The organism is Singulisphaera sp. GP187, assembly GCF_900129635.1.
In the GTDB taxonomy this organism is placed as follows: Bacteria; Planctomycetota; Planctomycetia; order Isosphaerales; family Isosphaeraceae; genus Singulisphaera.
In genome coordinates this window covers 3,024,285-3,045,189 of the sequence record NZ_FSRB01000001.1, presented here as the reverse complement: position 1 = coordinate 3,045,189, position 20,905 = coordinate 3,024,285, and the positions used below count along the sequence as shown (strand labels likewise).

The 20,905-nt window shown below is 60.6% G+C and carries 14 protein-coding genes and 2 pseudogenes; 7 read left to right on the top strand and 9 right to left on the bottom strand.

Features of this window, described 5'->3' with window-relative positions; genetic code table 11:
- The first annotated feature begins 37 nt into the window (after nucleotides 1-37).
- The 6 genes and pseudogenes from BUS42_RS11895 to BUS42_RS11865 all read left to right on the top strand — a co-directional run bounded on the left by BUS42_RS11895 (nucleotide 38) and on the right by BUS42_RS11865 (nucleotide 4,157).
- Entirely contained in the window at nucleotides 38-706 is a 669-nt protein-coding gene (locus BUS42_RS11895) for a transposase (protein WP_074307100.1), read from the top strand.
- Nucleotides 707-992: 286 nt separating this feature from the next.
- Nucleotides 993-1,430 (top strand): transposase, encoded by a 438-nt coding sequence (locus BUS42_RS11885; protein WP_074307098.1) that lies wholly within the window; start codon nucleotides 993-995, stop codon nucleotides 1,428-1,430.
- A gap of 222 nt (nucleotides 1,431-1,652) precedes the next feature.
- A pseudogene (locus BUS42_RS46405) lies at nucleotides 1,653-1,886 on the top strand (IS4 family transposase); the annotation flags it as partial.
- A 694-nt stretch (nucleotides 1,887-2,580) separates the two neighbouring features.
- A complete protein-coding gene (locus BUS42_RS11875) occupies nucleotides 2,581-2,877 on the top strand; it encodes a hypothetical protein (RefSeq protein WP_074307096.1) in 297 nt (98 codons plus the stop codon).
- Nucleotides 2,878-3,026: 149 nt separating this feature from the next.
- Nucleotides 3,027-3,179, top strand: coding sequence for a hypothetical protein (locus tag BUS42_RS11870; protein ID WP_159452209.1), 153 nt, complete (start codon nucleotides 3,027-3,029; stop codon nucleotides 3,177-3,179).
- A 9-nt stretch (nucleotides 3,180-3,188) separates the two neighbouring features.
- On the top strand, nucleotides 3,189-4,157 hold the full coding sequence (locus tag BUS42_RS11865) for a hypothetical protein (protein ID WP_074307094.1): 969 nt from the start codon (nucleotides 3,189-3,191) through the stop codon (nucleotides 4,155-4,157).
- A gap of 350 nt (nucleotides 4,158-4,507) precedes the next feature.
- Here the strand turns inward: BUS42_RS11865 and BUS42_RS11860 are convergent, their stop codons facing one another.
- From BUS42_RS11860 to BUS42_RS11810, 9 genes and pseudogenes are all read right to left on the bottom strand, one after another.
- Nucleotides 4,508-7,168 carry a redoxin domain-containing protein gene (locus BUS42_RS11860; protein ID WP_159452208.1) on the bottom strand — a complete coding sequence of 887 codons (2,661 nt, stop codon included), beginning with the start codon at nucleotides 7,166-7,168 and terminating at the stop codon, nucleotides 4,508-4,510.
- Nucleotides 7,169-7,486: 318 nt separating this feature from the next.
- A pseudogene (locus BUS42_RS11855) lies at nucleotides 7,487-8,101 on the bottom strand (transposase).
- Nucleotides 8,102-8,425: 324 nt separating this feature from the next.
- Entirely contained in the window at nucleotides 8,426-9,457 is a 1,032-nt protein-coding gene (locus BUS42_RS11850; protein ID WP_074307092.1) for a Gfo/Idh/MocA family protein, read from the bottom strand.
- Between the two features lie 62 nt (nucleotides 9,458-9,519).
- Nucleotides 9,520-10,797 carry a glycosyltransferase gene (locus BUS42_RS11845; protein ID WP_074307091.1) on the bottom strand — a complete coding sequence of 426 codons (1,278 nt, stop codon included), beginning with the start codon at nucleotides 10,795-10,797 and terminating at the stop codon, nucleotides 9,520-9,522.
- Between the two features lie 60 nt (nucleotides 10,798-10,857).
- Nucleotides 10,858-11,730 carry an AAC(3) family N-acetyltransferase gene (locus tag BUS42_RS11840; RefSeq protein WP_083670159.1) on the bottom strand — a complete coding sequence of 291 codons (873 nt, stop codon included), beginning with the start codon at nucleotides 11,728-11,730 and terminating at the stop codon, nucleotides 10,858-10,860.
- Nucleotides 11,731-11,769: 39 nt separating this feature from the next.
- Nucleotides 11,770-14,148, bottom strand: a complete 2,379-nt coding sequence (locus BUS42_RS41855; RefSeq protein WP_083670158.1) for a DegT/DnrJ/EryC1/StrS family aminotransferase — start codon at nucleotides 14,146-14,148, stop codon at nucleotides 11,770-11,772.
- Between the two features lie 508 nt (nucleotides 14,149-14,656).
- On the bottom strand, nucleotides 14,657-15,802 hold the full coding sequence (locus BUS42_RS11820; protein ID WP_074307089.1) for a glycosyltransferase: 1,146 nt from the start codon (nucleotides 15,800-15,802) through the stop codon (nucleotides 14,657-14,659).
- Nucleotides 15,803-16,366: 564 nt separating this feature from the next.
- Entirely contained in the window at nucleotides 16,367-17,440 is a 1,074-nt protein-coding gene (locus BUS42_RS11815) for an ABC transporter ATP-binding protein (RefSeq protein WP_159452207.1), read from the bottom strand.
- 218 nt (nucleotides 17,441-17,658) lie between these two features.
- Complete coding sequence (locus BUS42_RS11810; RefSeq protein ID WP_159452206.1) at nucleotides 17,659-18,675, bottom strand: ABC transporter permease; 1,017 nt, start codon at nucleotides 18,673-18,675, stop codon at nucleotides 17,659-17,661.
- 1,069 nt (nucleotides 18,676-19,744) lie between these two features.
- Here BUS42_RS11810 and BUS42_RS11805 point away from each other — a divergent pair.
- Nucleotides 19,745-20,587, top strand: coding sequence for an IS5 family transposase (locus tag BUS42_RS11805; protein ID WP_074307086.1), 843 nt, complete (start codon nucleotides 19,745-19,747; stop codon nucleotides 20,585-20,587).
- Nucleotides 20,588-20,905 lie beyond the last annotated feature (318 nt).

Sequence of the window (20,905 nt, the reverse complement as noted above, 5' to 3'; positions counted from 1 at the left end):
GAACCGGTTCCTGGTTAGTCTCCCCTTCGTCACATGCTTGCTCCAACTCCATCGCACGACCGGCTCGGTCGATCCCAGACCGCAGGGCGTTGGCAATCCCGCCGTGCTCGGGCCAGAGGGCCTGGAACGGCCTCGGGAATTGATCCGCCAGCAGCCCGATGCCACGCTCGGGGAATGCCGACAACGACTCGGCCTCTCGTGCAGCCTGATGACCATCTCGCGTGCCTTGAGCAATTTGGGGCTGCCGCGCAAGAAGAAGGTGCCCCGTGCCCAGGAGCAGCGCCGCGAATTCTGCGAGCGACTCGCTGGCGTGGACCCGGAACGCCTGGTTTTCGTGGACGAATGCGGGGCCAACACGGCGATGACCCGGACTTACGGCCGCGCCCCGGTGGGCCAGCGCGTCTACGCCACGACGCCCGGGCACTGGGAGTCGATCACGCTGACCAGCGGGATGCGCCTCTCCGGGGTGACGGCGACGCTGGCCTTCCCGGGTGCCACCAACACCGACGTGTTCGAGGCCTACGTGGAACAGGTGTTGGGCCCGGAGTTGAAGTCGGGAGACGCGGTGATCTGGGACAATCTCAAGCCGCACCTGTCGGAAGATGCAATCGAGGCCGTCGAGGGGCCGGAGCGGAGGTGGTACCATTGCCGCCGTGGAGTCCGGGCCTGCTCTGAAAATAGCGAGTTCCATTCTACTGAGTGGTAGCAAGTGTGCATTTCCATCGGTTCGGGGGCCGCCAAAATGGCGGCATGTCGGCTGACACCGATTGAGGAGATGTTTTCGAAGGTCAAGGGTGCGATGAGGCCGGCGGCGGCCCGAACGACGGAGGCGGTCTATGCGACGTTCGGTTCGGCCTTGCATGATGTGCCCCCAGAAAACATCGCCGGATGGTTCCAGGACCGTGCGGCGTATGCTATGCCACTGTGAGGCGCTCTAACAGCCGCCTCGCACGGGGTTCGGCTGCGGAAAGCGAACTCGCCGTCTCGCCACTTTGAGGCACCCTCACCGGCGGATATGCCAATGGCTTCAGGCCCAAGACACTCCACACTGGCTCGGGCCGCTGACCGTCGCCGTCCCCCAGGCTCACGGGGTCGAGTTTTACCCGTCCGCCCTGGAGGTTGGTGGCCGCAACGAGTGGGACGTGAAGCTGGCCGTCGCCGAGATGCACTTGCAGGGCGCCTCGACCCGCAAAGTGGCTGCCATCACCGAGCAACACTGCGGTCTGGAGGTCACCAGCACCCGGGTCAGCCGGGCCGCCGCCGCGCTCGACGACGAGTTGCAGATGTGGCGGGACCGTCCGCAGGGCCTTGATCCTCGACGCCCGCTACGAGGCCGCATCCCGTTGGAAGCGGCGGATCCTCGGCGGGTATCTGGGCGGTCCCCCGACTCGTCGCGCCCCTCAATGGCGCCCCTGCGGGTCCGCTTATAGACCCACCCTTGAATCGTTCCGGAATTGAGCCCGCTCCGCTGGCAGAACGCTGGCAGATTCAGCAATAGTGTCCGGGATCGATCTTCATCAAATCTTCTCTTGCGCTTTTGGGTACGGTCGGCCACAGTATTCGTCATGGCGGCCAAGAAACCACCCCTGGTTGGCACTCCCCCTTCCCAGCGACCCGAACGGGTCGGGGCGCCGGGGTGTCTCTCTCGTGATTTGCCCATCTGGCCCGATCAAGTGGTCGGGGCCAAGCACATCCATTCGATCGAACGGCTCATCGCACAACTTCGCGACCAGGACCCCCACGGCAATCGCGACCTCTTCCTCGACGACGTCTTCGTTGCCATGCTCCTGGCCTTCTTCAACCCCACTCTGCGGACCCTCAGGACGATCGAGGATTTCAGCCAAACCCGACAAGCCCAAAAATTCCTCTCGATCCAGAAACTCTGCGCAAGTTGAACTGTTTTTCCGCTGTCTGAAAAGCTACGCGCGGTTCGATCATCTGATCAGTCACAGCCGCGAGGGTGTGCTATTGAGCTTCTACGTCGCCGTGATCAGCGTCACGCTAATGCACATTCCTGCATGAAATCGCCCCAACAAGTATACGTTTAGCCTGCTGGGAATGGTGGCCAACGGGTCGGCGACGATGGACGAGATCATGCCGATCCTTCGCGAGCGGGAGCGTCAGTGCCAATTACAGCGTGACCGCGTTGCGTGGAAGCGTTCCGAAAAACCCAAATAAGTGATCAAGGCCCGTCCACGCGCTGCGGACGAGGTCACGCCGCTGCATGCGCCGGGATCGCCCTCGAAACCGAAGGAGGCGACTGCAAGGCTGTTCAACGCCGATTTCCGCGGCCGGGAAAAAAATCAACTTCGTTGGGCCCTAAACCCCTATTTTTTAGGCATTTGGCCATGTCCGGGCCCCCCGATCGTTGATTATTTACCCAGCCTATAGTAGCTCGGTCGGCTTCGTATCTGCATTCTCCGTAATGTGGCTATCCCGATGGATTACTCGCCTTCTTCGGGGTTTTCAAGGCCCTCGCCAAGCTCACGGCCGTTTCCCCCCTTTTTCGGCCCCGGTTTTAGGTGTACGCTCCGCAGTGGTTTCGGAGCAGAAAATAATCAACAACCGGGAGCACGCGTCATGGACGGAAGCCACGCCAGACAGTTCTTCCTGGAACCCAGCCAGACCTTCCAACGCCAATACGAAGCCCTTCGTGCGATCTGTGTCGATGACGAGCCGCTCGACCAGGTCGCCCGCAGATTCGGCTACAAACTCTCGACCCTGAGATCGCTGGCCAGTCGCCTGCGAGCCGATTGTCGTCGTGGTGTCGCACCCCCCTTTTTCTCCCCGACGGGCGTGGCCGACCTCTCGGATCCTCGACAAGCCAAGAACGGCCGTGCCCCGAAGTTCCGGACACCGCCGATTGTCGCAAACTGAATCTCACGACCGGCCGATCGATCCGCTCCCGCGTCGCGGGTGTCTTCCTCTTCCTGCCCCTCCTGGCTCAGCTCGGCTTCGATCGACTCGTCACCGAGGCGGGGTATCCCGCCTCGGAGATGGTCCCCGCAACGAGCGCATTGCTCGCGATGCTGGCCTTGAAACTGCTCGACAAGGAGCGACGCAGTCACATCGACGACTTCAACTGCGACGAAGCCCTCGGCCTATTCGCCGGCCTCAACATCCTGCCCAAGAAGTCGTTCGCTACCGATTACTCGTACCGCGTGGGCCGCGACCAGTAACGGGGCCTCTTGCAGGGGTGGGTCAAGGCCCTTGCGCCTGTGCTCTTCCCCGCGCCCGAAGGTTTCTCCCTCGACTTCCATCCGATCCCCTATCGTGGCGATCCCATGGCACTCGATCGCCATTATCTCCCGCTTCAGGGCAAGGCCGGGCCGAGCGTGTTGACGTTCTTCGCGCTCGAGCAGACGAGCCGTTGTTTGTGCTACGCCAACGCCTATCTGACCCGCGCCGATCAGCACGGTGAATTGATGCGATTCGTGGAATTCTGGCGTGGGGTCACCGGGTCGAACCCCAAGTGGCTCTACTTCGACAGTAAGGTGGTCGACTACCCCGAACTCTCGCGTCTCAATCAAAGCGTGATCTACTTCGTCACCATCCGCCGCCGCGGAGCGGCCATCGTCCGACGTCTGGAGGGGCTGCCCACGTCCGCCTGGAAGAGGGCTGTGATCGACACACCCAAGCGTTGTCATACGCAGATCAATTACATTGAGGAATCGGTTCGCCTTCGCGGCTACGAGGGGCCGATTCGTCAAGTTGCCGTCACTGGTCTGGGCCGCGACCGTCCCACCCTGTTCCTCTCAAACCACTTCGAGGAGACCCCACGTGAATTGATCATTCGCTACGTCGGCCGCAACCGGATCGAGGGTGGCTTGGGCGTCAGCGTGAACTTCTTCCACCACGACTGCCTGGCCAGCGAGGTGAGACTGAACGTCGACCTCGATGCCGCGCTGACCGTGATCGGCAACGGTTGCTACCGCTGGCTGGCGTCGCGTCTCTATGGGTTCGTGAAGGCCGACCCCAAGCAACTCTACCGTCGGTTCATCGAGACCGCAGGGACCGTGACGATCCAAAACGACCGCTTCATCGTCCAACTCGATCGGCGGAGTCACAACCCGATCCTCCGCGAAGCCGTGCTCGACCGCAATCAGAGCCCCATCCCGTGGCTCGGCCAGCGGACGATCGAATTCACCTACCGCTGACCACGACAGCCGTCCGAGGATTGATTTGTTTCGCGGCCGCCAGCCACGACAGTCGTCCGAGGATTGATTTATTTCGCGGCCTCGGAAATCGGCGTTCAATCGAATTATTCTGGGATGTCCTGACGAAAAGTCTCCTCGCCATCAGGAATCCCGGACACTATTGAGATTCAGGCCAGTGTCCTGCCACTCGTCGATTAAGGTCGCCCATTCGACCGTCGGACCCTCGCCATGCTCGCCCCTCCGAGATGGGAACATCGGTCGTTCCATCATCGGGGGCGAGCCGGGCCAAGAAAGGATGTGGACTACCGGACGGACTCAATCCTACTGCGCCTCGCCGCCTCAGCCGCGACTCACGGCTTGAGGGCCTCGGCTACTGCGATCTGCGTCTGCTCGCCTCGGAGGTCCCTGGCTAGGATCTTTCCGTCAGGGCCGATCAGGAAGGTCGCGGGGATGGCCGAGGCGCCGTAAGCGGAGACGAGGTCCGCGTCGGGTCCCGCAAACCCCTGAACCCACGAGAGTTTCAACTCCTTCACCAAGTCCGTCGCCATACTGGGCCGCTCGTCGAGACTGATCCCAAGGAGTGCGAACCTGGGGTTCTGACCGAATCGGTTCTGGAGAGTCACGAGGTTAGGCATCTCGCCCATGCAAGGACCACACCAGGTCGCCCAGAAATCGAGGAGTACGTACCGGCCCCGAAAATCGGCGAGCCTGAGATCCCGGCCTTCCAATGTCTTGATCGCGAAGTCCGGGGCGCGATCGCCGACCTGCAATGGACGATCCGCCTGAGTGACGGACTGGATCTCGCCCAACTCGAACGGCGCATTCGCCTCCCGGGCGTCCGCGGGTATGCGGAAGTCCTGCGCGTACTCGGACAGGAGACGTCCCCAGCCGCAGGAATTGGGCGGAGGTGGTTCGTGGAGGGAAATGTTCAGGCGGTAGTCGCCCGGCTTGAGGTCCAGCGCACGGAATTTGCCACCCTCGAGAAGCTCGACGCCCACGGTGACAGGCCGATTGTCCGTTGAGTCCTTGGGGATGATTTCCGCCTTGCGAATCATCCACTCGTCTGCATGCGGCAGCACCACCCGGCCGGTGACGAGACGGCCGCTCGCGCCGATCCGCAACTCGTGGGTCCGGCCGCTCTCGACGTCAACAGTCGCTCGTTCCAGGGGCCAGATGCGGCCTTCCACGCCGTTATTCAACCACTCGACCAGCTTGAGACGGCCGGGCATGACTCGAGGTAACTCAAATTTTCCGTCGGAATCGGTCTTTACATAACGTTGGTGCACGAGGCGTATCTCGCCCGACACGGGTGCTGAACCCTCTGGGTCGTGTGATTCAAGCACGAGGCCGGCCGCGGGCTTGCCGTCGATGGTCACCCTCCCCGATACGCGGGCCCACGCCTTCAGGAGCAGAGTGTTGCCGGCTTGAAGATCATCGCGTGAAACGAGCGCGAACCCAGCATCGGCCAGGACCAGCAGGGCGAAGTTCTCTCGTTGAGGGGGCATCACAAAACGTCCGTCGGCCCCAATCTTCACGGAAACGTTTCGTTCAAGTTCCCCCTCGGTGATGTCGTCGTTGCGGAGGTAAAGTTGATCGTTCCATCCGTCCCGATGAGACGGGACGAGACACACAAGTCCAACTCGAACCGCCGATCTGTCCGGCGCTTGAACTATCCCGCGGATCGGCTCCGCCCGGGTGAGGCGGAACGCGAAGCGATGCACTTTGCCGTCGGGCGAGAACGGATCGGAATCCTCCGACAGATACCCCTCGGCCTGAACGCGCAGGACTTGCCGATCGGTAGGCGCGGTCGACTCGTACTCGAACGCGCCGGGCGCCTTCTTGACGGTCCGATCAAGATCTGATTTGCGCAGCCAGACGAGCGAATCTTCGTGCTTCGGTGCTACAGCCATCGAAAGGGTGAACCGGGGGAGGGGCTGGCCGGTTTCACGGTCGGTGACCGTCCCTTTGACCACTGTCGGCCGGATGAGCATAACCTCATGGTCAACATTCGAAGCGAGCGTCAGGTTCTCCTTGGCGGCGAATCCCGCGGCGAAAACGTCGACGTGAACTCCGCGGGCTGGGGCGTCCTTCCATTCGAATCGACCATCGTCGTCCGTGGTCAGGTTCTCCACGATCGCCGAGGTGAAGCGCGAGCCTGCGGGTGTCTCGGGACCCGACCAGTAGGCGAAGATCCTGGCGTGCGCGATAGGATCACCGACGGGGTCGACGACGCGGCCCCGGAGGGAACGGGCCAGCTCGAGGACCAAGTCAGCTCGTGACGGCCCCTCGCCGACCCTCATTCGCTGAAGGGTCGGCCCGAAACCCGGAACGCGGGCGATCAGCGTTGCGAACGTCCCCGGCTGTATCCCCAGTACGAACTTACCCTTGGCATCCGTCTTCACCGGGGGGATTGCATTGCCCAAGCCTTGACCCACCCCATAGTAAACGTCGGCGTCGGCGACCGGCTGGCCGTTGGAGGCGAGAACGGTTCCCTGAATAGTCGTGCCGCGCCGGAGCCGTAGCACTGCCGAACCATCGCGCAAGGCGGAAAGCGGCCGGAAAGGCTCCAGGAGGAAATACGATCGATCGGTCAGACAAAGATGATGATAAATTGCGATTTCAACTGATTGCGGCTGTTCTGGCACATTTGTGAATGACCAGTGGCCATCCTGGTCCGTACGGGTGGATTGGTAGTTGATGTCCACCCGTTGTCCAGATTTCGCATACGTCTTAATGACTTTCAGCACCACCCCGGCACTAGCGAGAGGCTGACCACGCTCGTCGATCACTCGACCGCGGATCTTAGTCGCCCGCTCCATCTGGAACAGGAGATGCACTGGAGGAGCCGGCGAAGCCGGCCCTTGGATCCAGCGGTTGGTCAAAGGAACTAGGCCCTCGCCATGGACACTAATATTCCAGTAGCGTGCTTCCGGCTCATCGGACAGCGAATAGGCCGTGCGGGCGATGCCGTTCGCGTCTGTGGTCGCCTGCAACTTTTCACCATCGGACATCGTTAACTCGACCGACACGCCCGGGACGGGAGCATCGGTGATCAGGTCGCGGGTTTCGACCGTGAGTGGCAGCGACTGGGCGGCCGCCCCTGCCCTGGAGGTTCGTTGCGGCCAGCTTAGCATGAGTACGAGCAAGCCGAGGACTGCTAGCGTCTGTGGCTTCGACCTGAGGCCAAGAAAAACGCCGATCGGAAGGCCCAATCTCCACGTCCCACGCAAGCAAACGCGTCGATCTCGCGGGCCATGTCCCATTGTCAGGGTTGACATTTGCACTTCCATTTTCCAGGCCTTTCTCACGAAGGGCATCCCTCGAGCGTGTTATGATCTCCACCCGAAGAGCGGAGCCGCCTTTTGGAGCATCGGCAAGTTAAACGCGACGTAATGCAGTCCGGCGAGCGTCTCGGAGAGCCGCTCGTAGTCCTTCGCCAATCGCCGGAATCGTGCCGCCTAACCGAACGAGCGTTCAATCACCCAACGGCGCGGCAGCAAAACGAACCCATGCTTCGCATTGTCCTGTTTCACGATGTCGAGGATGATCCCGTGGTTCGCCGCCGCATCGAACGCGTCTTCGCCGGTGTAACCTTGGTCGACATACGCCACTTCGATCGTCTCGCCCGTAACGTCCTAGACCGCCTTGGCCAGCGTGTCGACCCGGGCCCGCTCCTGTTCATCGGCCGGTGTGACATGCCTTGCCAGTAGATGCCCGAGCGTATCGACGGCCATGTGGACTATGGCGCCCTAGCGTCGGTTGTACGCGTCGTAACCGGCTCCGCCACCGCTCTCGGGGGTCGACTGGATCGAGCGGCCGTCGAAGTCGTCGCGAAGGTTGTGGACGCATTGTCCGGCGTCCGCGGGCAAGCGACAAAGGTATGGGACGACGAACTGCCGTTCGGCGTCGGAAAATTCACTGGGGTAGGGCTTGTGGGTGACCACATCCTATCCTAATTATCAACAACTGGACTGAAGATCATGTATCGCTCTAAGCCCTCCGCATCACGGAATTGCCCACCCTGTCGTCCGCGAGACTTCCCGTCAAGTTGCATCCGGGGTCGTCCCTGCTCACGGCCTACAGCCGAGAACAAGTTTCATTTTACACGTCCGCAAGCCGTGTGACAAGTGTCCTACTTTTCCCGGACCGATCCAAGGTCCTCGTGCGTATCGAGGGATTCTCGTAGCCCATGATACGGAGGAATTCCCTGGACGTCGCGTCGAAAGCCGCGGCCCTCCATCGCAGCGCCATCTACCCACTCTGCCAGGCTACTCCCCGACTTTACGTGATATTGGTAATCGTTGTTTGTTGAAATCTGGCAGGTTTGCAAGTTCTACCTGAACGCCGCCGCGCTGCTTACTCCGGTCGGCAGCATCCATGAAATTGTAAATCTCGAGTGTCGCTTCGTAGGCGAGCGGCGGCATGCCCGTGCGGAAAAATCTCAGGATATCGACGAGCAACGGACGTATCCCGGCACGGCAACGGATCGGAACGATGCCCTTGGATCCAAACACTGTGCAGCCGTAACCTTGATGACCGCCGCGGATGCCCCGGAAGGTACCGACGCGACCATCCGCCCAGGTCCCGACCACCATGTCGGTCCCTTCGTTACTCACTCGGGTTACCCGCCGGCAACCGGAGCCCATCACGGTGAACAGGATCTCCACGCCGTGGATGCCGTACCAAAACAGGTCAGGATGGGTCTCCTCGAGGTCACAAGGGCTGTAGGCATCGCATCCGACGACCTCGCCTATCGTTCCACCTCGCAGTACCTGCGCCACCTCGGAGTAACGTAGCGAGGAGGAGGAAAAGACCGGGACTTGATGGTGCCAGGCCGCGGTGTAGATCGCGACGGCGTCGGCGAATGATCCGGCCACAGGCTTGTCGATGAAGACAGGCTTTCCGGATTCGAGCACCGGGATGACCTGCTCAAGGTGCATCCGGCCATCATTGGTTTCCAGAAATACCACGTCGACGTGTTCGAGCAATGCTTCTATGGAGTCGACGATTCTTATCCCTAGGCTCTGGACTTGGCTCGTGTACTCAGGGACACGGCTAACGCTCGAGGGTATGTCCGGGCTACCCTGGGGATACGCGGCGATGATGCGGCAGCCGGCGAGCTCCCTCCTCACCAGGGGATTGTTGAGCAGTTTTGCGAAGGCGACGGCATGCGAGGTATCCAGGCCGATGATCCCCGCGCGGAGATTCTTGTCCTTCGCGCGTATCCGCTTCCCCAAAGGTATCGTAACACCATGAAATCGCCTGGAAAGGCTCGATAGAATGCGGGCTCCGGTGGCCATGGTATTCGAGGATCCCTGGAGGGTGCGGGCAAGACCGGCTAGACGATGTTGTCCAGCGGTCGTCATTTGGAATTCAAGAGACTGGCGATGATCGCCACTTGCTTCCGGCGGTCGAACTGGTCGATCTCTCTCTCAACAATGGGGCATGAATCGGCAACGGAGGTGACGGAAAAGCGAGATAACGAAAGAACTGCGTTTGCAATTGCGATCGGGTCGTCGGGATCGCATACCCTGCCGAGTGCCCCGCTCTTCGCTATGATGTCGGCGATCGCGCTGTGCTGTGGGGCTAGTGCCAGGAGAGGGCGATCCACCCCGATGTATTCGAAGAGTTTCCCCGGCACTTGAAGTTCGGCCCCTTTCCCCGCGATTCCCACCACAAGGAGGATGTCGGACCCTTTCATACGCTGGAGCGCCTGCTGGTGGGGGAGCTCGCCCGTCACGAGCACCATCTCGTCCCCGCCATTTCTCTCGGCAATCTCTCGGAGGTGTTGACCTCGATAGAACGGAGGGCCAATCAACTGCAGGCACGGTACTCGTGCTCCCATCATCTCGCGCAGTGGGCGGAGTGCCTGAATGATTGGCTCGGGCCGGCGCGGACCATAGAAATAGCCGGCGTGCGTCAAGACCAGACGATCGTGGCCTACGGGCCTGACCGGTTCCAATTTGGCATAGTCGTCGGGATCGAATCCGTTCGGGATGGTCACGAACCGGGATGCCAGCGAACGATAACGCCGAACAAAGTCCTCTCGGACGGTCTCGCTGTTGCAGATCACCCGGTTTGCCGTGTTAACGACACGTTCCTCGAGCAACGCATCCAGGCGGTCCAACATTCGATGGGGATTGTTGCGAAAGGGGTTATTCCGCCAGGGATCTCGGAAATCGGCTACCCAAGGGAGTCCTGTGCGCCGCTTGATGATCATCCCGATCAGATGGGTCGTCAACGGAGGCGAAGTGGAGTAGATTGCGTCGCATTGGTGATGTTTTACCGCCCGGAGAGCTGCCCGGACCGCGAAGGGGAGCCATCCGATCGCCGGATCGGGCAACAGGAGCCTGCCCAGGAATCGATTTGCCCGCGAACCAGCCAATCCGGCCATGGTTAAGACGCGATTGGGTTGAGAGATCTGAGCGTTCGCATGATAGATTCGTTTTAAGTTGGCCGTCCACGAGGTGATCTCGGGGGCCAGGGTGCGATATACCGCCAAATCCTTCGGGAGGTCGTGCAGTAACGCTGGATCGGCCGGGAATGCGGGCTTCTGTACCGTGATGATGACCGGCTGCCAGCCGCAGGACGGCAGGTATCGGACCACGGCTCGTGTCCTGTGGGTTCCGCTGGCCGCCATGGGCGGGAAATGATAGGCGATAATTAATGCAGTTTTCATGGAACACGCGAATTCGAGGGATTACAAAAATAACTTCTTAAACGCCGTGAACCTAGTCGTTGGCGATTCGACCTGATCGGCCAGGAAGAGACCGGGCTCATTGGCCAAGGCCTTGACCATCTCATCGCGGAAGGACGTGCCATCAATGAGCAAGGAAGGTGCCTTGCCGACCAGTCCGCCGTGGGCGACCTGCCGATCGAGGAGTAGTCTCTCCATTGCCTGGAACCGGCGAGCGATGCCCGACCGGTGCCTGGGCACGCCGATCGTCCGCCGGACCCCCAGGGCATCGGTGACCGTGAATCGATCGGCAAAGGTGTTCATCAGGTAAGGGACTTGGACCAGGGCTTCGATCGCGTGGAAGGCGGTGTTAGCCGTAAGCCCGACGCCCAGCAACAGGATTTGGCCGTTGTGGTCGAGGACTCTCGCGTAAGGTGTTCCCTCACCACAGGGAGTCTGGGAATATTCATGATCAGCGATCAACCAACCGGCCAGGGGACCCATCGCTGCGACGGAATGCGTCGGATGCAGGCTTCGGACCACGCCGGGCATCCGACGGAACGTCTCGGGAATTGCCCCCACGCAGCTAGACGAAGTCCGGACATCGAAATCCCGACGTCCTGCTTCCATGATACGCCAACTGTGGGTGGGCAGGACGAGGGTGCCGCCCGGGCCGATCGCCTTGATCAGGGCCTCCAGCACCGCAGGGGCACCGTCCACCACGTAGCCCAAGGCCGACAGAGAGGAATGGACGAGAAGAATCCCCCCCGTCCGGACACCGAGGGCCCTTAGGTCGTTTTCGATCTGAGGCATGGTCAGCCAGGGCCGTACCAGGTGCCGGATCGCCCTTTGGACGACTCGCCGTTCCAGCCTCAGGATCTTGCTCGACAGATACATAAGCGACCAATCATGCTTGAGAGACGACTCCGGGCATCTCTAGATCGAACCCGTCAAGCTGTCCTTGAGGTGGGGCCGCGTCCCCCGGCCATGCGCTAGTAGGCGAGCCACCTTGCCGATGGCACGCGCGATCGAGGAGGTGTGGTGAACGCAGACCCGCGGACCCCATTCCAGGTACATGAGGCTCCGGACGTATTCCTTGAGGCCGGGGAATTCATCCGCGGCGGGAGCCTGGTAGGGAAACGCACTGAAGGGATAACGGCTTGTCCCGTAAGTCCTCTGGCATTTGATGACCTCGTGCTCGAAGAGAGGTCGCGTGAGGTATTCCCTCGAGACGCGGACACCCTCGACCCGGAGCGCGGTACAGAACTCGTCGGCGCTTACGCCCAGGCCCTCTTCATCAATGCCGAACGGATAGACCAACCATGAGTCGATCGTATCACCTTGCGCCACGGGCGGGAGGATACCCGAGATCGCCCCGAGCAGTCGCGTGAGACCATCTGCCGCTCGGCGTCGTGCATCCAGCGAATCCTTGAGCTTGCCCAGTTGGGCCAGGGCCACGGCCGCCTGGAGTTCGGTCATTCGATAATTCATCCCCAGGAAAGGATGTCGCCTGTCGCCTTGCGTGCGGTCCCAACCCTTGTCGGCGAACATCGCGGCACGAGTCACCAAATCGGTGCGATTCACCAAGGTCAACCCACCCTCTCCACAGGTCATCTGCTTGGACTGCTGGAGACTGAAGCAGCCGAAGTCCCCGAACGTCCCCACCTTCCTGCCCCTGTACGTGGCCCCATGGGCTTGAGAACAATCTTCGATGAGGGGGATCCTCTTTGCCTGGAGCAATTCACACAGGGGGTCCAGATCGGCCGGACGACCGAAGAAGTGGACCAGAATGACGGCCTTGGTGCGGGGCGAGATGCGCGCGCCAATGGTCTCGGCCGTCACGTTCCCCGTCTTTGGGTCGACGTCGGCGAAGACCGGCAGGCAGTTGGCAGCAAGGATTGGGATGACCGTCCCCATGTCCGTCAGGGGGGTCGTAATGACCTCGTCCCCAGGATCAAGATCGAGGGCGCCGAGGGCGACGTGGATGGCCGCGGTGCCGGAGGCCGACGCGACGGCAAAGGGGCTGCCATACCATGTGGCGAATTTCCGCTCGAGTGCGGGGACCATGTGGCCGCCGAGCCGATTCAAGCGACGGGAAGCGACGACGATCGTCAGGTTCAGCAATTCACGAATCCCGACCGTCGGTGCCAGGGAATACTGACGGGACATGGTCCTCGGGCCGCCGTTCAGCGCAAGCTGCCCGTGCTCATCATTCTCGAACGGAGCCTCGAAGTTTACGAGGGCGACCCCTCCAGCCTGCCTGGACGAGGATCCGGGAAAGTGCTGTCGGATGACGTCACCTTCGCTCCCCAGGGGCAAGTCGACGCGATCGCCGCCCTTCCTCGAGGACTCGTACAGTGCGAGAACGAGTTCCGCCGCCGTGGCACCGGGCTCGATTGCGGCGGAGTAGGTGCCTTGCCGCCCCTGCACCCAGCGAAGGAACTCCCGGAATTGCCTGCGCCTGCCCGAGGAACCGGGGGATTGTCGGATCGTCCGTTTGTCCCCGGTCACTTTGAGTTTCTCGGGGGTCAATTCTATGATTCCGCCCGTTCCTTCGATTGTGATCGCGAAAAAGGTCGGGGATAAGTCTCCCACCTGGAATTCGAAGCGAACCCCCCCGTCGAACTCGATGGATCCAGTAGCGCTGTCCTCTGCGGGGAGGCCGTGATCGAATCCCCCTCGCTCCCTCCAACAGCGGCACGCCACCCACAAGGCCGTTGGATCGCCCAGGAGGAACCGCACCGAATCCACGAGATGGGGGCCGTTATTGCCCACCGTGCTCTTTATGCAGCCCCGGACCAGGGTGACGCGGCCGATGCGACCAGCCCGAATGAGATCCGCAGCCGCGATAAACAGCGAGTTGAAGCGATATTGGTGCCCAATTCCCAGCTTGATCCCATGAGCCCGGCAGATCGACTCTACCCGCCGAATCTCGGGCATCTGCACGGCCAGCGGCTTCTCGCACAGGATTCCCTTAACCCCCGAAGCCGCAGCGTCTTCGACTAAGTCAGCATGAGAATCGGGCCATGTGCAGATGCTAACGACCTCCGGTCTTGCTCTTTCAAGCATTCGCCGATAATTCTGAAAGCCGCGCAGCCAGGGTCGTTCATCGAGGGCCTTGGAGAGGACGGTCGGGACACGATCGCTCACGGCGATGACTCGCGCGCGGCCGCTCTCCTCGTAGCCAAGCAGATGATTCGAACCGGCCGCCCCGCAGCCGATGACCCCCACGGTCAACGGAGAACGGAAGCCGGCCGTGTTGGAGTTTGCCATCCGGATCAGTCTGCGGAGACCGCTTTGGATCAGCGCTCCCATCGATGATGTCCTCAGAATACGGGAGGATCGCTCTTTCTCGAATATTCCGAGAAAAGGAAAAGCAAATCCTCTCCTGTTTTGTTCGTGAAGGCAATTCCAAAATAAGAAAGCAGTTGAAGTTGAAGATGGTCGCGGTGCGCACCAGGGACCTCGAGCGGTGCATTACGGGGGTCGCCCGCTCGATTACGAGCCCGAACCGCTCGGCTGGGTCGAAACCCGTGAGCGGGCGGACCGCTCCACGCCCTTCGGGAACGGGTGCATCGACGGCGAGAGACCTCCGGATCTGATGCTCGAGCCTGGCCCGGGCCTCTCCTCAAATAAGAAGTACCCGTGCCTCGAAACGATGTAGTCTCAGTTGCCACAGATTGGCCTCGATCCGTGCCGCAACCCTCGAGCGGAGCGTGGATCCCAAGGTGCGAAATCCGTGCAACCCAGACCCACCGGATTCACCGACTCGTCGACTCTTGCACGACGCAAGACCTGACGGATGATCCCCATGGTGGGAGGTTTACGCCCGACAAATGGGTCGTCCTTCCAATGAATCATACAATGCTAGGACTTCTGAAGTGCATCTTGTAATATTAAATTCGGAATCGAAAACCTGCTGAAATGATTTGTGTTGTGCGACTTGAGTCTTGCCGTCTCTCGCGGCGAGGATCGCCTCCGCCCAGGTCGAAGCCGCCGCCGCGAGTGAAATCCGCCGCACCAGGTCCGGCACGATGTCCAGCTCCAGGGTCAGGCAGTCGGATATCAGAAGGGGAAGACCGGCCGCCTGAGCCTCAATCCCCACCAGCGGCAATCCCTCCCACCAAGAGGGCAGCACAAAAACATCCATCGCGCCTCTCATCAATCGCGGCACATCAGCTCTCGATCCTGCGAAGATGACCCATCGCGACAGGCCGAGATCGGCAACCTTTGCCTCGATCTCTGGGCGAAGCTCACCCTCGCCGACAAGTAGCAACCGAAAGCCGGGCGCACGTCGGACCAGTTCAGCTGCAATCTCGATTAGAAGGTTGTGGTTCTTCTGTCGTACGAAGCGTCCAACGTGGCCGACGACGAATGCGTCGGTCGGGATACCCAGTTCAGAGCGGACGACGGTCCGATGGGTTTGATCCCCCCGGAAGGGCGTCAGATCGACGCCGCAGTGGAGCACGCGCCATCGCGGGTCGCGCCGCCAACTCGCCCCGTAAAGAGATGCGGCCGCCTCTTGACTGGCCGCCAAGCCCAGCGTCGCGTGACGATCAACCAAACGAATCATCGCAAGGCATCTAATCCTTCCGTAAAGATTCCGACGATAATAACGCACCAGATCATTATGGCAATGGGCCACGCGGACGGGCACCCCCGCCCAGGATGCGACCGTCAGCACCCACCCGCTGAATTCTCGCAGGTGACAGTGGACAACGTCGTAGGGGCCTTCGGATTGCAGGATCCGCCATAGGTTGTGCGTATACCCGAAAGGATTGATTCGTGGATGGACACAAGGGATGAGCCGGGCCCCCAGGGAACGTATCTCATCGTCATATTCACAAGCCATATCTGTATGGACAAGAAAGTCGAACTTGATTCGACAATCGCAGCCTCTCAGGAGGTGCATCAGCCAGGTCTCGACACCACCCCGGTGCATTTTTCCTACAACATGAAGGACACGCATCGGTCTTTACTCCTGCACGTCGCCACGGCCGAGCGGACGTCTGTTCAGCCGCGAGAGGCCGATCAGCAGCCGCTAGCGGAAACTGGCCCCATCTCGCTCCCGTGCCGCGAGTCCCGGCACATGTAGAAGCACAGGTGAATGAGGTTGTCTTCAGGTAAAATTGTACCGAACTCTCCCCGATGCAGGAAGGTAGGGACTAGCTTGGGGAAGTGCAGTGCGGCCGACGCAACCGATCTCTTCGGAGATGACCGGAGGAGGCGAGAGACTGCCGATCCACGATGGCGCCTCAGGGCAGCAACTACCAATCGGCACCGAGTCGAGGGAGTCAATGGACTTCGAAGCTGCCGAGTGAAGGGAATCACCGAGATCTTGCAGGTGTTGGGGACAAATAACGAAATTATGATAAATTTGTAGATCGTTCGCCGCGGTCGCGCTCGCTGAATCGGCGCGCGGCCGATCCGCGACGAAGGAGCCGGCGAGGCCGAACTTTTCATGCCCGTCTGCCCACTCGGGCCGTCCTTTCCTGCGGGTGTCGGCCGGGAGCCATTCCGATGGCCCTCGGAATTACGAGGGCCGCCCCGAGGTCGACCACCTCGACCCGACATAGATCAGGTCGCCGGGACCCTTGGGGATCCGTCCTGTCCCGAAGATGTCCGAGGGCAGTATCTCGAATGTCGTCGCCCCTTCGACGAGGTCCTGGGGGCCCTCAAGGTCGGATACCGCAATGGTGGTCAGGTAGACCCCGGGCAAGAGTGGGGCATGCAGTGTCTCGCAGACAACCTCGGATAGGCCCTGCATCCCATCGAACCACACATTTTGATCCCCAGTCGTGAGCCGAAATAATCGTTGTCCCGACTGGTTCGAGATTGAGATCTGGATTTGCGGCCTCCGCAACGCTCGGCGACAGCGGATCGTCAGCACGAACCGCAATCCCTCGCCCATGGAAACGATGCCGTCCCCTTCCCATCCCACAGGACCGACCTTGAGGGCCTCGACGCGGGCATCCCCTCTCCCGGAACGGTCGGATCGTGAGACAAGATCCTCCACGCTCTGCAACGCGAGCATCTCCGAGTAGACGGCAAGTGCCCCGGAGACGTCACCATCGAAGCAAGCGGTTCCCCGATCGATCACCAGGCAGCGGTCGCAGAGCGTCTGTACCGCGGCTAGATTGTGGCTCACCAGGAGGATCGTTCTGCCTTCGCGCGCGACCTGTCCGATCCGGCCGAGGCATTTTCTCTGGAATCCGAGATCCCCGACCGCCAGAACCTCGTCGACAAGGAGGATTTCAGCGTCGAGGTGCGCCGCAACAGCAAAGGCGAGCCGCAGATACATCCCGCTGGAGTAGCGCTTCACGGGCATGTCGAGAAACTGCTCAACCTGAGCGAAATCGACGATTCGGTCGAATTCGCGGGCAATCCTTCGCCTGCTCAGGCCTAGGAGACAGCCATTCAAGTAGATATTCTCCCGGCCAGTCAACTCGGGGTGGAACCCGGTGCCGACCTCAAGGAGGCTGCCGACACGTCCTCTGAGGTAGGCGCGACCCGAGGTCGGGCGGGTGACGCGGGAAAGGACTTTCAGAAGGGTCGACTTGCCGGCGCCGTTCCGACCAATGACCCCGACCACCTCGCCTGGTTTCACTTGAAAACTCACCCCCTTCAATGCCCAGAAGTCAGCGGTCCCGCTGGAAAGGGGGGATTTACTCAGACGGGCCCATGCCGTGGACGGGAGTCTCGACGCGACATCGCGAAGTGATCGATAATTGAAGCGACGGCCCTCCCCCGCACGGTCGATGGTATATCGCTTCATCAGGTCTTCGACGCAAATTGCGAAAGTCATTTCTCCCCCGGAAGCAAGTCTCAAATCACGTCTGCGAACGAATCCTCGACTTTACGAAAGTAGAGGCATCCTCCCAAGAAAATCAAGAGGATGCCGAGCGATGAAGTGGCGAGGTTCAACCACGGCACCGGTCCTCCCAAAATCGAGGCGCGAAACGCAGCGATCGGACCGGCCAGAGGGTTGAGTGCCTTGAATACACGGAACGAGACTTGTCTCAGTAAGCCACGTGATTCCCCGAGCGGTGCCTTCTTCCGACCAGTGATCAAAGCCTCGTGCTGGTCATGATGAGCGGACGTCATGGCTGGCCGTTCAGTGGCCACTTCCTGGACTTGTAGGTAGACGGTCGGAGTTGCGAACATCCAGAGCTGGATCAGAAACGGGATGGCGTAGCGGAAATCACGGTAGGCGACGTTCAGGGCCGCAAGGAGCGTTCCCACACCCAGGGCGGCCAGGATGAGGATCGCGAAAAACGCCGGTGCGAGCAACGCAATCAGACCGGGGACGATCCCATAGTATACCAGCAGTGCAATCAAGAGTACCGAGGCGATGATGGAGTCGACAATGGCAGCGCCCACGGCAGCAAACGGGACTGCCAACCGCGGGAAATAAACCTTGCTGATCAACCGCTCCGAGCTCACAACGCTGTTACCCGCAGCGGCGACCGCTGTGGCGAAGAACGTCCAGGCCAACAGCCCCGTGAAGACGAACAAGGGATAAGGCACATCCGTCGGACCCCCTCTCGCTCGTCCGAAAACGGTCACGCAAACGACCATCAGGAGTGCGGGTTGTAGCACGGCCCAGGCGGCGCCCAGGAAGGTTTGCTTGTACCTTACCTTAACATCGCGCCAGATGAGGAAGTAGAGTAATTCGGAGTGTTCAATCAATTCTGTGAAATTAACCAGCCGCCATCGCCCCGGCGGGGTGATGAGGGTGACGTCTCGATCCCTCAGCGCGGCGGCCCACGGATCCTCTGACGGACCTCCTGAACTGAGCCCTGAGATCCGGGACGGTGAGCCCACCAGGTGATTTGCTTCCACGTATCGGCCGTCCTCTCTCAATCAAAATCGTCTTAAGTTCAAACGACTATCCGTGAACCTGTCATGGTTCCGCGTGAAATGGGAAGACTGGGTTCGGAAGAGAAGACAAGGCGCACTTGAACAGATTATTTCAATTCGTCGCCTTCATGCCAATCGCGAATACAACAGACCGGGAAGGTATCGCGACGCGCCACTTCGGTCCTGGCCCCCGAGTCGGCGCCCGCGCCGTATCGCAACGCACCCTGTCCTTTGCCCAGGCCGTCCTTCATCATAGCGCTCCCCGCTGACCTGGACAATGGCCTCGAAGCGCGAGTTCATCCTGCCGACCGACCGGCAGCTCGTGCTGCTCTTCTCCTTCTTATCGAGAGTTGCCCAGATTGCGATCGTCAAAGTTGGTTTGCTCGCGTCCGGAAGGCCTGGCCGCGGTCGCGATGCAGCCGATCGCACTCCTGAATAAACCTCGTTGCAAGAATCAGCAGCAAGAAGGCCCGCGGTACAGCGACCGGCGAGTTCCACTACCCTCTGACACGATCGGTTCAGCGGGCGGATAGGAGCAACCGCTCGGTCGCGAGGTAGAGACGGAACACGTGCCAAAGGGGGCGCGCCACTGGAATTGCGTCGGGGCCGGCACCAGAAGCGATTGCGCGATCTTCTGACGTGTAATAATAGCGTGATCTTGGTCCTATCTGACAATCCCAAAATGGCTGTGATGGAGGCTCCTCAGAAAACAGAGGCCGCCACGAACCGGCGAAAGAGCAGTTCTCCTTGACCAAGGACTCGCTACACAGCAACGGTAAGCGGGGCCAGCAATGGAACGACCACCCTACGACCCTCAATGGCATCTTCTGAATGTCCTGGAGGTATTGTTATTCTTCTAAATAGCTCCTCGCAACAGGGAAAGCAGCGGGGTGACGAAATTTCGTCACTTGCCGTAAGAGGCTGGACCGTAGGACTTTCCCCGTTGCGAGGAGCTATTTAGGCTATGTCGGAAAACCGCTTTTGAACCCCGTCAGTTGACCTGCCTTCCAGAATTGTGTGTGCGGGCATACACATCAAGGAGGCAGTCAAGATGTTGCGGCATCGGGTCACGGATCAGCAATGGGAGATCATTCAGCACCTCTTCCCCCCACCCGCTCGCACGGGTCGACCCAGGAGGGACCGACGTGAAATCCTTGATGGCATCTTCTGGATCCTCCGGACCGGTGCTCCCTGGCGCGACCTGCCTGCTGAGTTTGGCCCATGGGCAACCGTATGGGACCTGTTTGATACCTGGAACCACGACGGAACGCTGGACGCGATCCTCAATCGACTGCGGGCTGCCGGCATCGACGTGGGCCTGGTGGATCGCCAGTTGTGGTGCATCGACGGGACAGTGATTCGCGCCGCCCGATGTGCCGGCGGGGGCGGCAAGGACGACGATCCCGAGGAGCCCTTGGATCACGCCCTGGGACGTTCTCGCGGCGGCTTCTCGACCAAGATCCATCTGCTCTGCGACGGTCATGGCCATCCCCTGGATTTCCATCTGACGCCCTGGCAGGCACACGAGGCGACGGCCTTGGTCCCGCTGTTGGAGGACGCCGAGGAGCATGTGGTCGATGGCGACGGTGAGCCGATCGCCTGGCCCGTCGCGTTGGCCGGCGACAAAGGGTGTCGGGCGGAGTGGATCGATGAATACTTGCTGGAAATGGGAATGACGCCAGTGATCCCGTCGAAGGAGAACGAAGATCGTTCCGCCCGACCGGTGGAATTCGACAAGTCGTTGTATCGTCGTCGGAGCATCGTGGAATGCCTGATCGGCTGGCTGAAGGAATGTCGCCGAATCTTCTCGCGGTTCGAGAAGACGGCCAAGAACTTTGGTGGCATGATCAAGATGGCGTTCATTCAACGCTATCTACGCCTGTGCTCTGGCTGACAGTTTTCCGGCATAGCCTAGGATTCGATCACTCAGTAGTCTTCCGATCAACGGTGAACGAGAGCCGAGGCCGCAAGGTGTGCTTGGCGCCTCGGCTGGGCTACGCAGTCACTAATGGAACCCGTCGCATCCCGAATGCTTAAGCGTTTGAGCCGATTATGTCACGGCCTTACTACTTCGTTATCACGTCTACCGTCCTCAACGTAAGACTAATGGGGGGTCGAACCATGCAGACATCAAGAGGAAGTCCGTGCGAAGCTGTGAAACTGTAGCAAGTCTCGAATAACGAATGACTTGCGATGAACGATCTGCGGAGTC

Excerpts from the sequence above, each read along its gene's own strand:
- BUS42_RS11875 (WP_074307096.1), top strand. The coding sequence starts at position 2,581 with ATGGACGGAAGCCACGCCAGACAGTTCTTCCTGGAACCCAGCCAGACC.
- BUS42_RS11870 (WP_159452209.1), top strand. The coding sequence starts at position 3,027 with ATGCTGGCCTTGAAACTGCTCGACAAGGAGCGACGCAGTCACATCGAC.
- BUS42_RS11860 (WP_159452208.1), bottom strand. The coding sequence starts at position 7,168 with ATGTCCGATGGTGAAAAGTTGCAGGCGACCACAGACGCGAACGGCATC.
- BUS42_RS11850 (WP_074307092.1), bottom strand. The coding sequence starts at position 9,457 with ATGGCCACCGGAGCCCGCATTCTATCGAGCCTTTCCAGGCGATTTCAT.
- BUS42_RS11845 (WP_074307091.1), bottom strand. The coding sequence starts at position 10,797 with ATGGCGGCCAGCGGAACCCACAGGACACGAGCCGTGGTCCGATACCTG.
- BUS42_RS11840 (WP_083670159.1), bottom strand. The coding sequence starts at position 11,730 with ATGTATCTGTCGAGCAAGATCCTGAGGCTGGAACGGCGAGTCGTCCAA.
- BUS42_RS41855 (WP_083670158.1), bottom strand. The coding sequence starts at position 14,148 with ATGGGAGCGCTGATCCAAAGCGGTCTCCGCAGACTGATCCGGATGGCA.
- BUS42_RS11820 (WP_074307089.1), bottom strand. The coding sequence starts at position 15,802 with ATGCGTGTCCTTCATGTTGTAGGAAAAATGCACCGGGGTGGTGTCGAG.
- BUS42_RS11805 (WP_074307086.1), top strand. The coding sequence starts at position 19,745 with ATGTTGCGGCATCGGGTCACGGATCAGCAATGGGAGATCATTCAGCAC.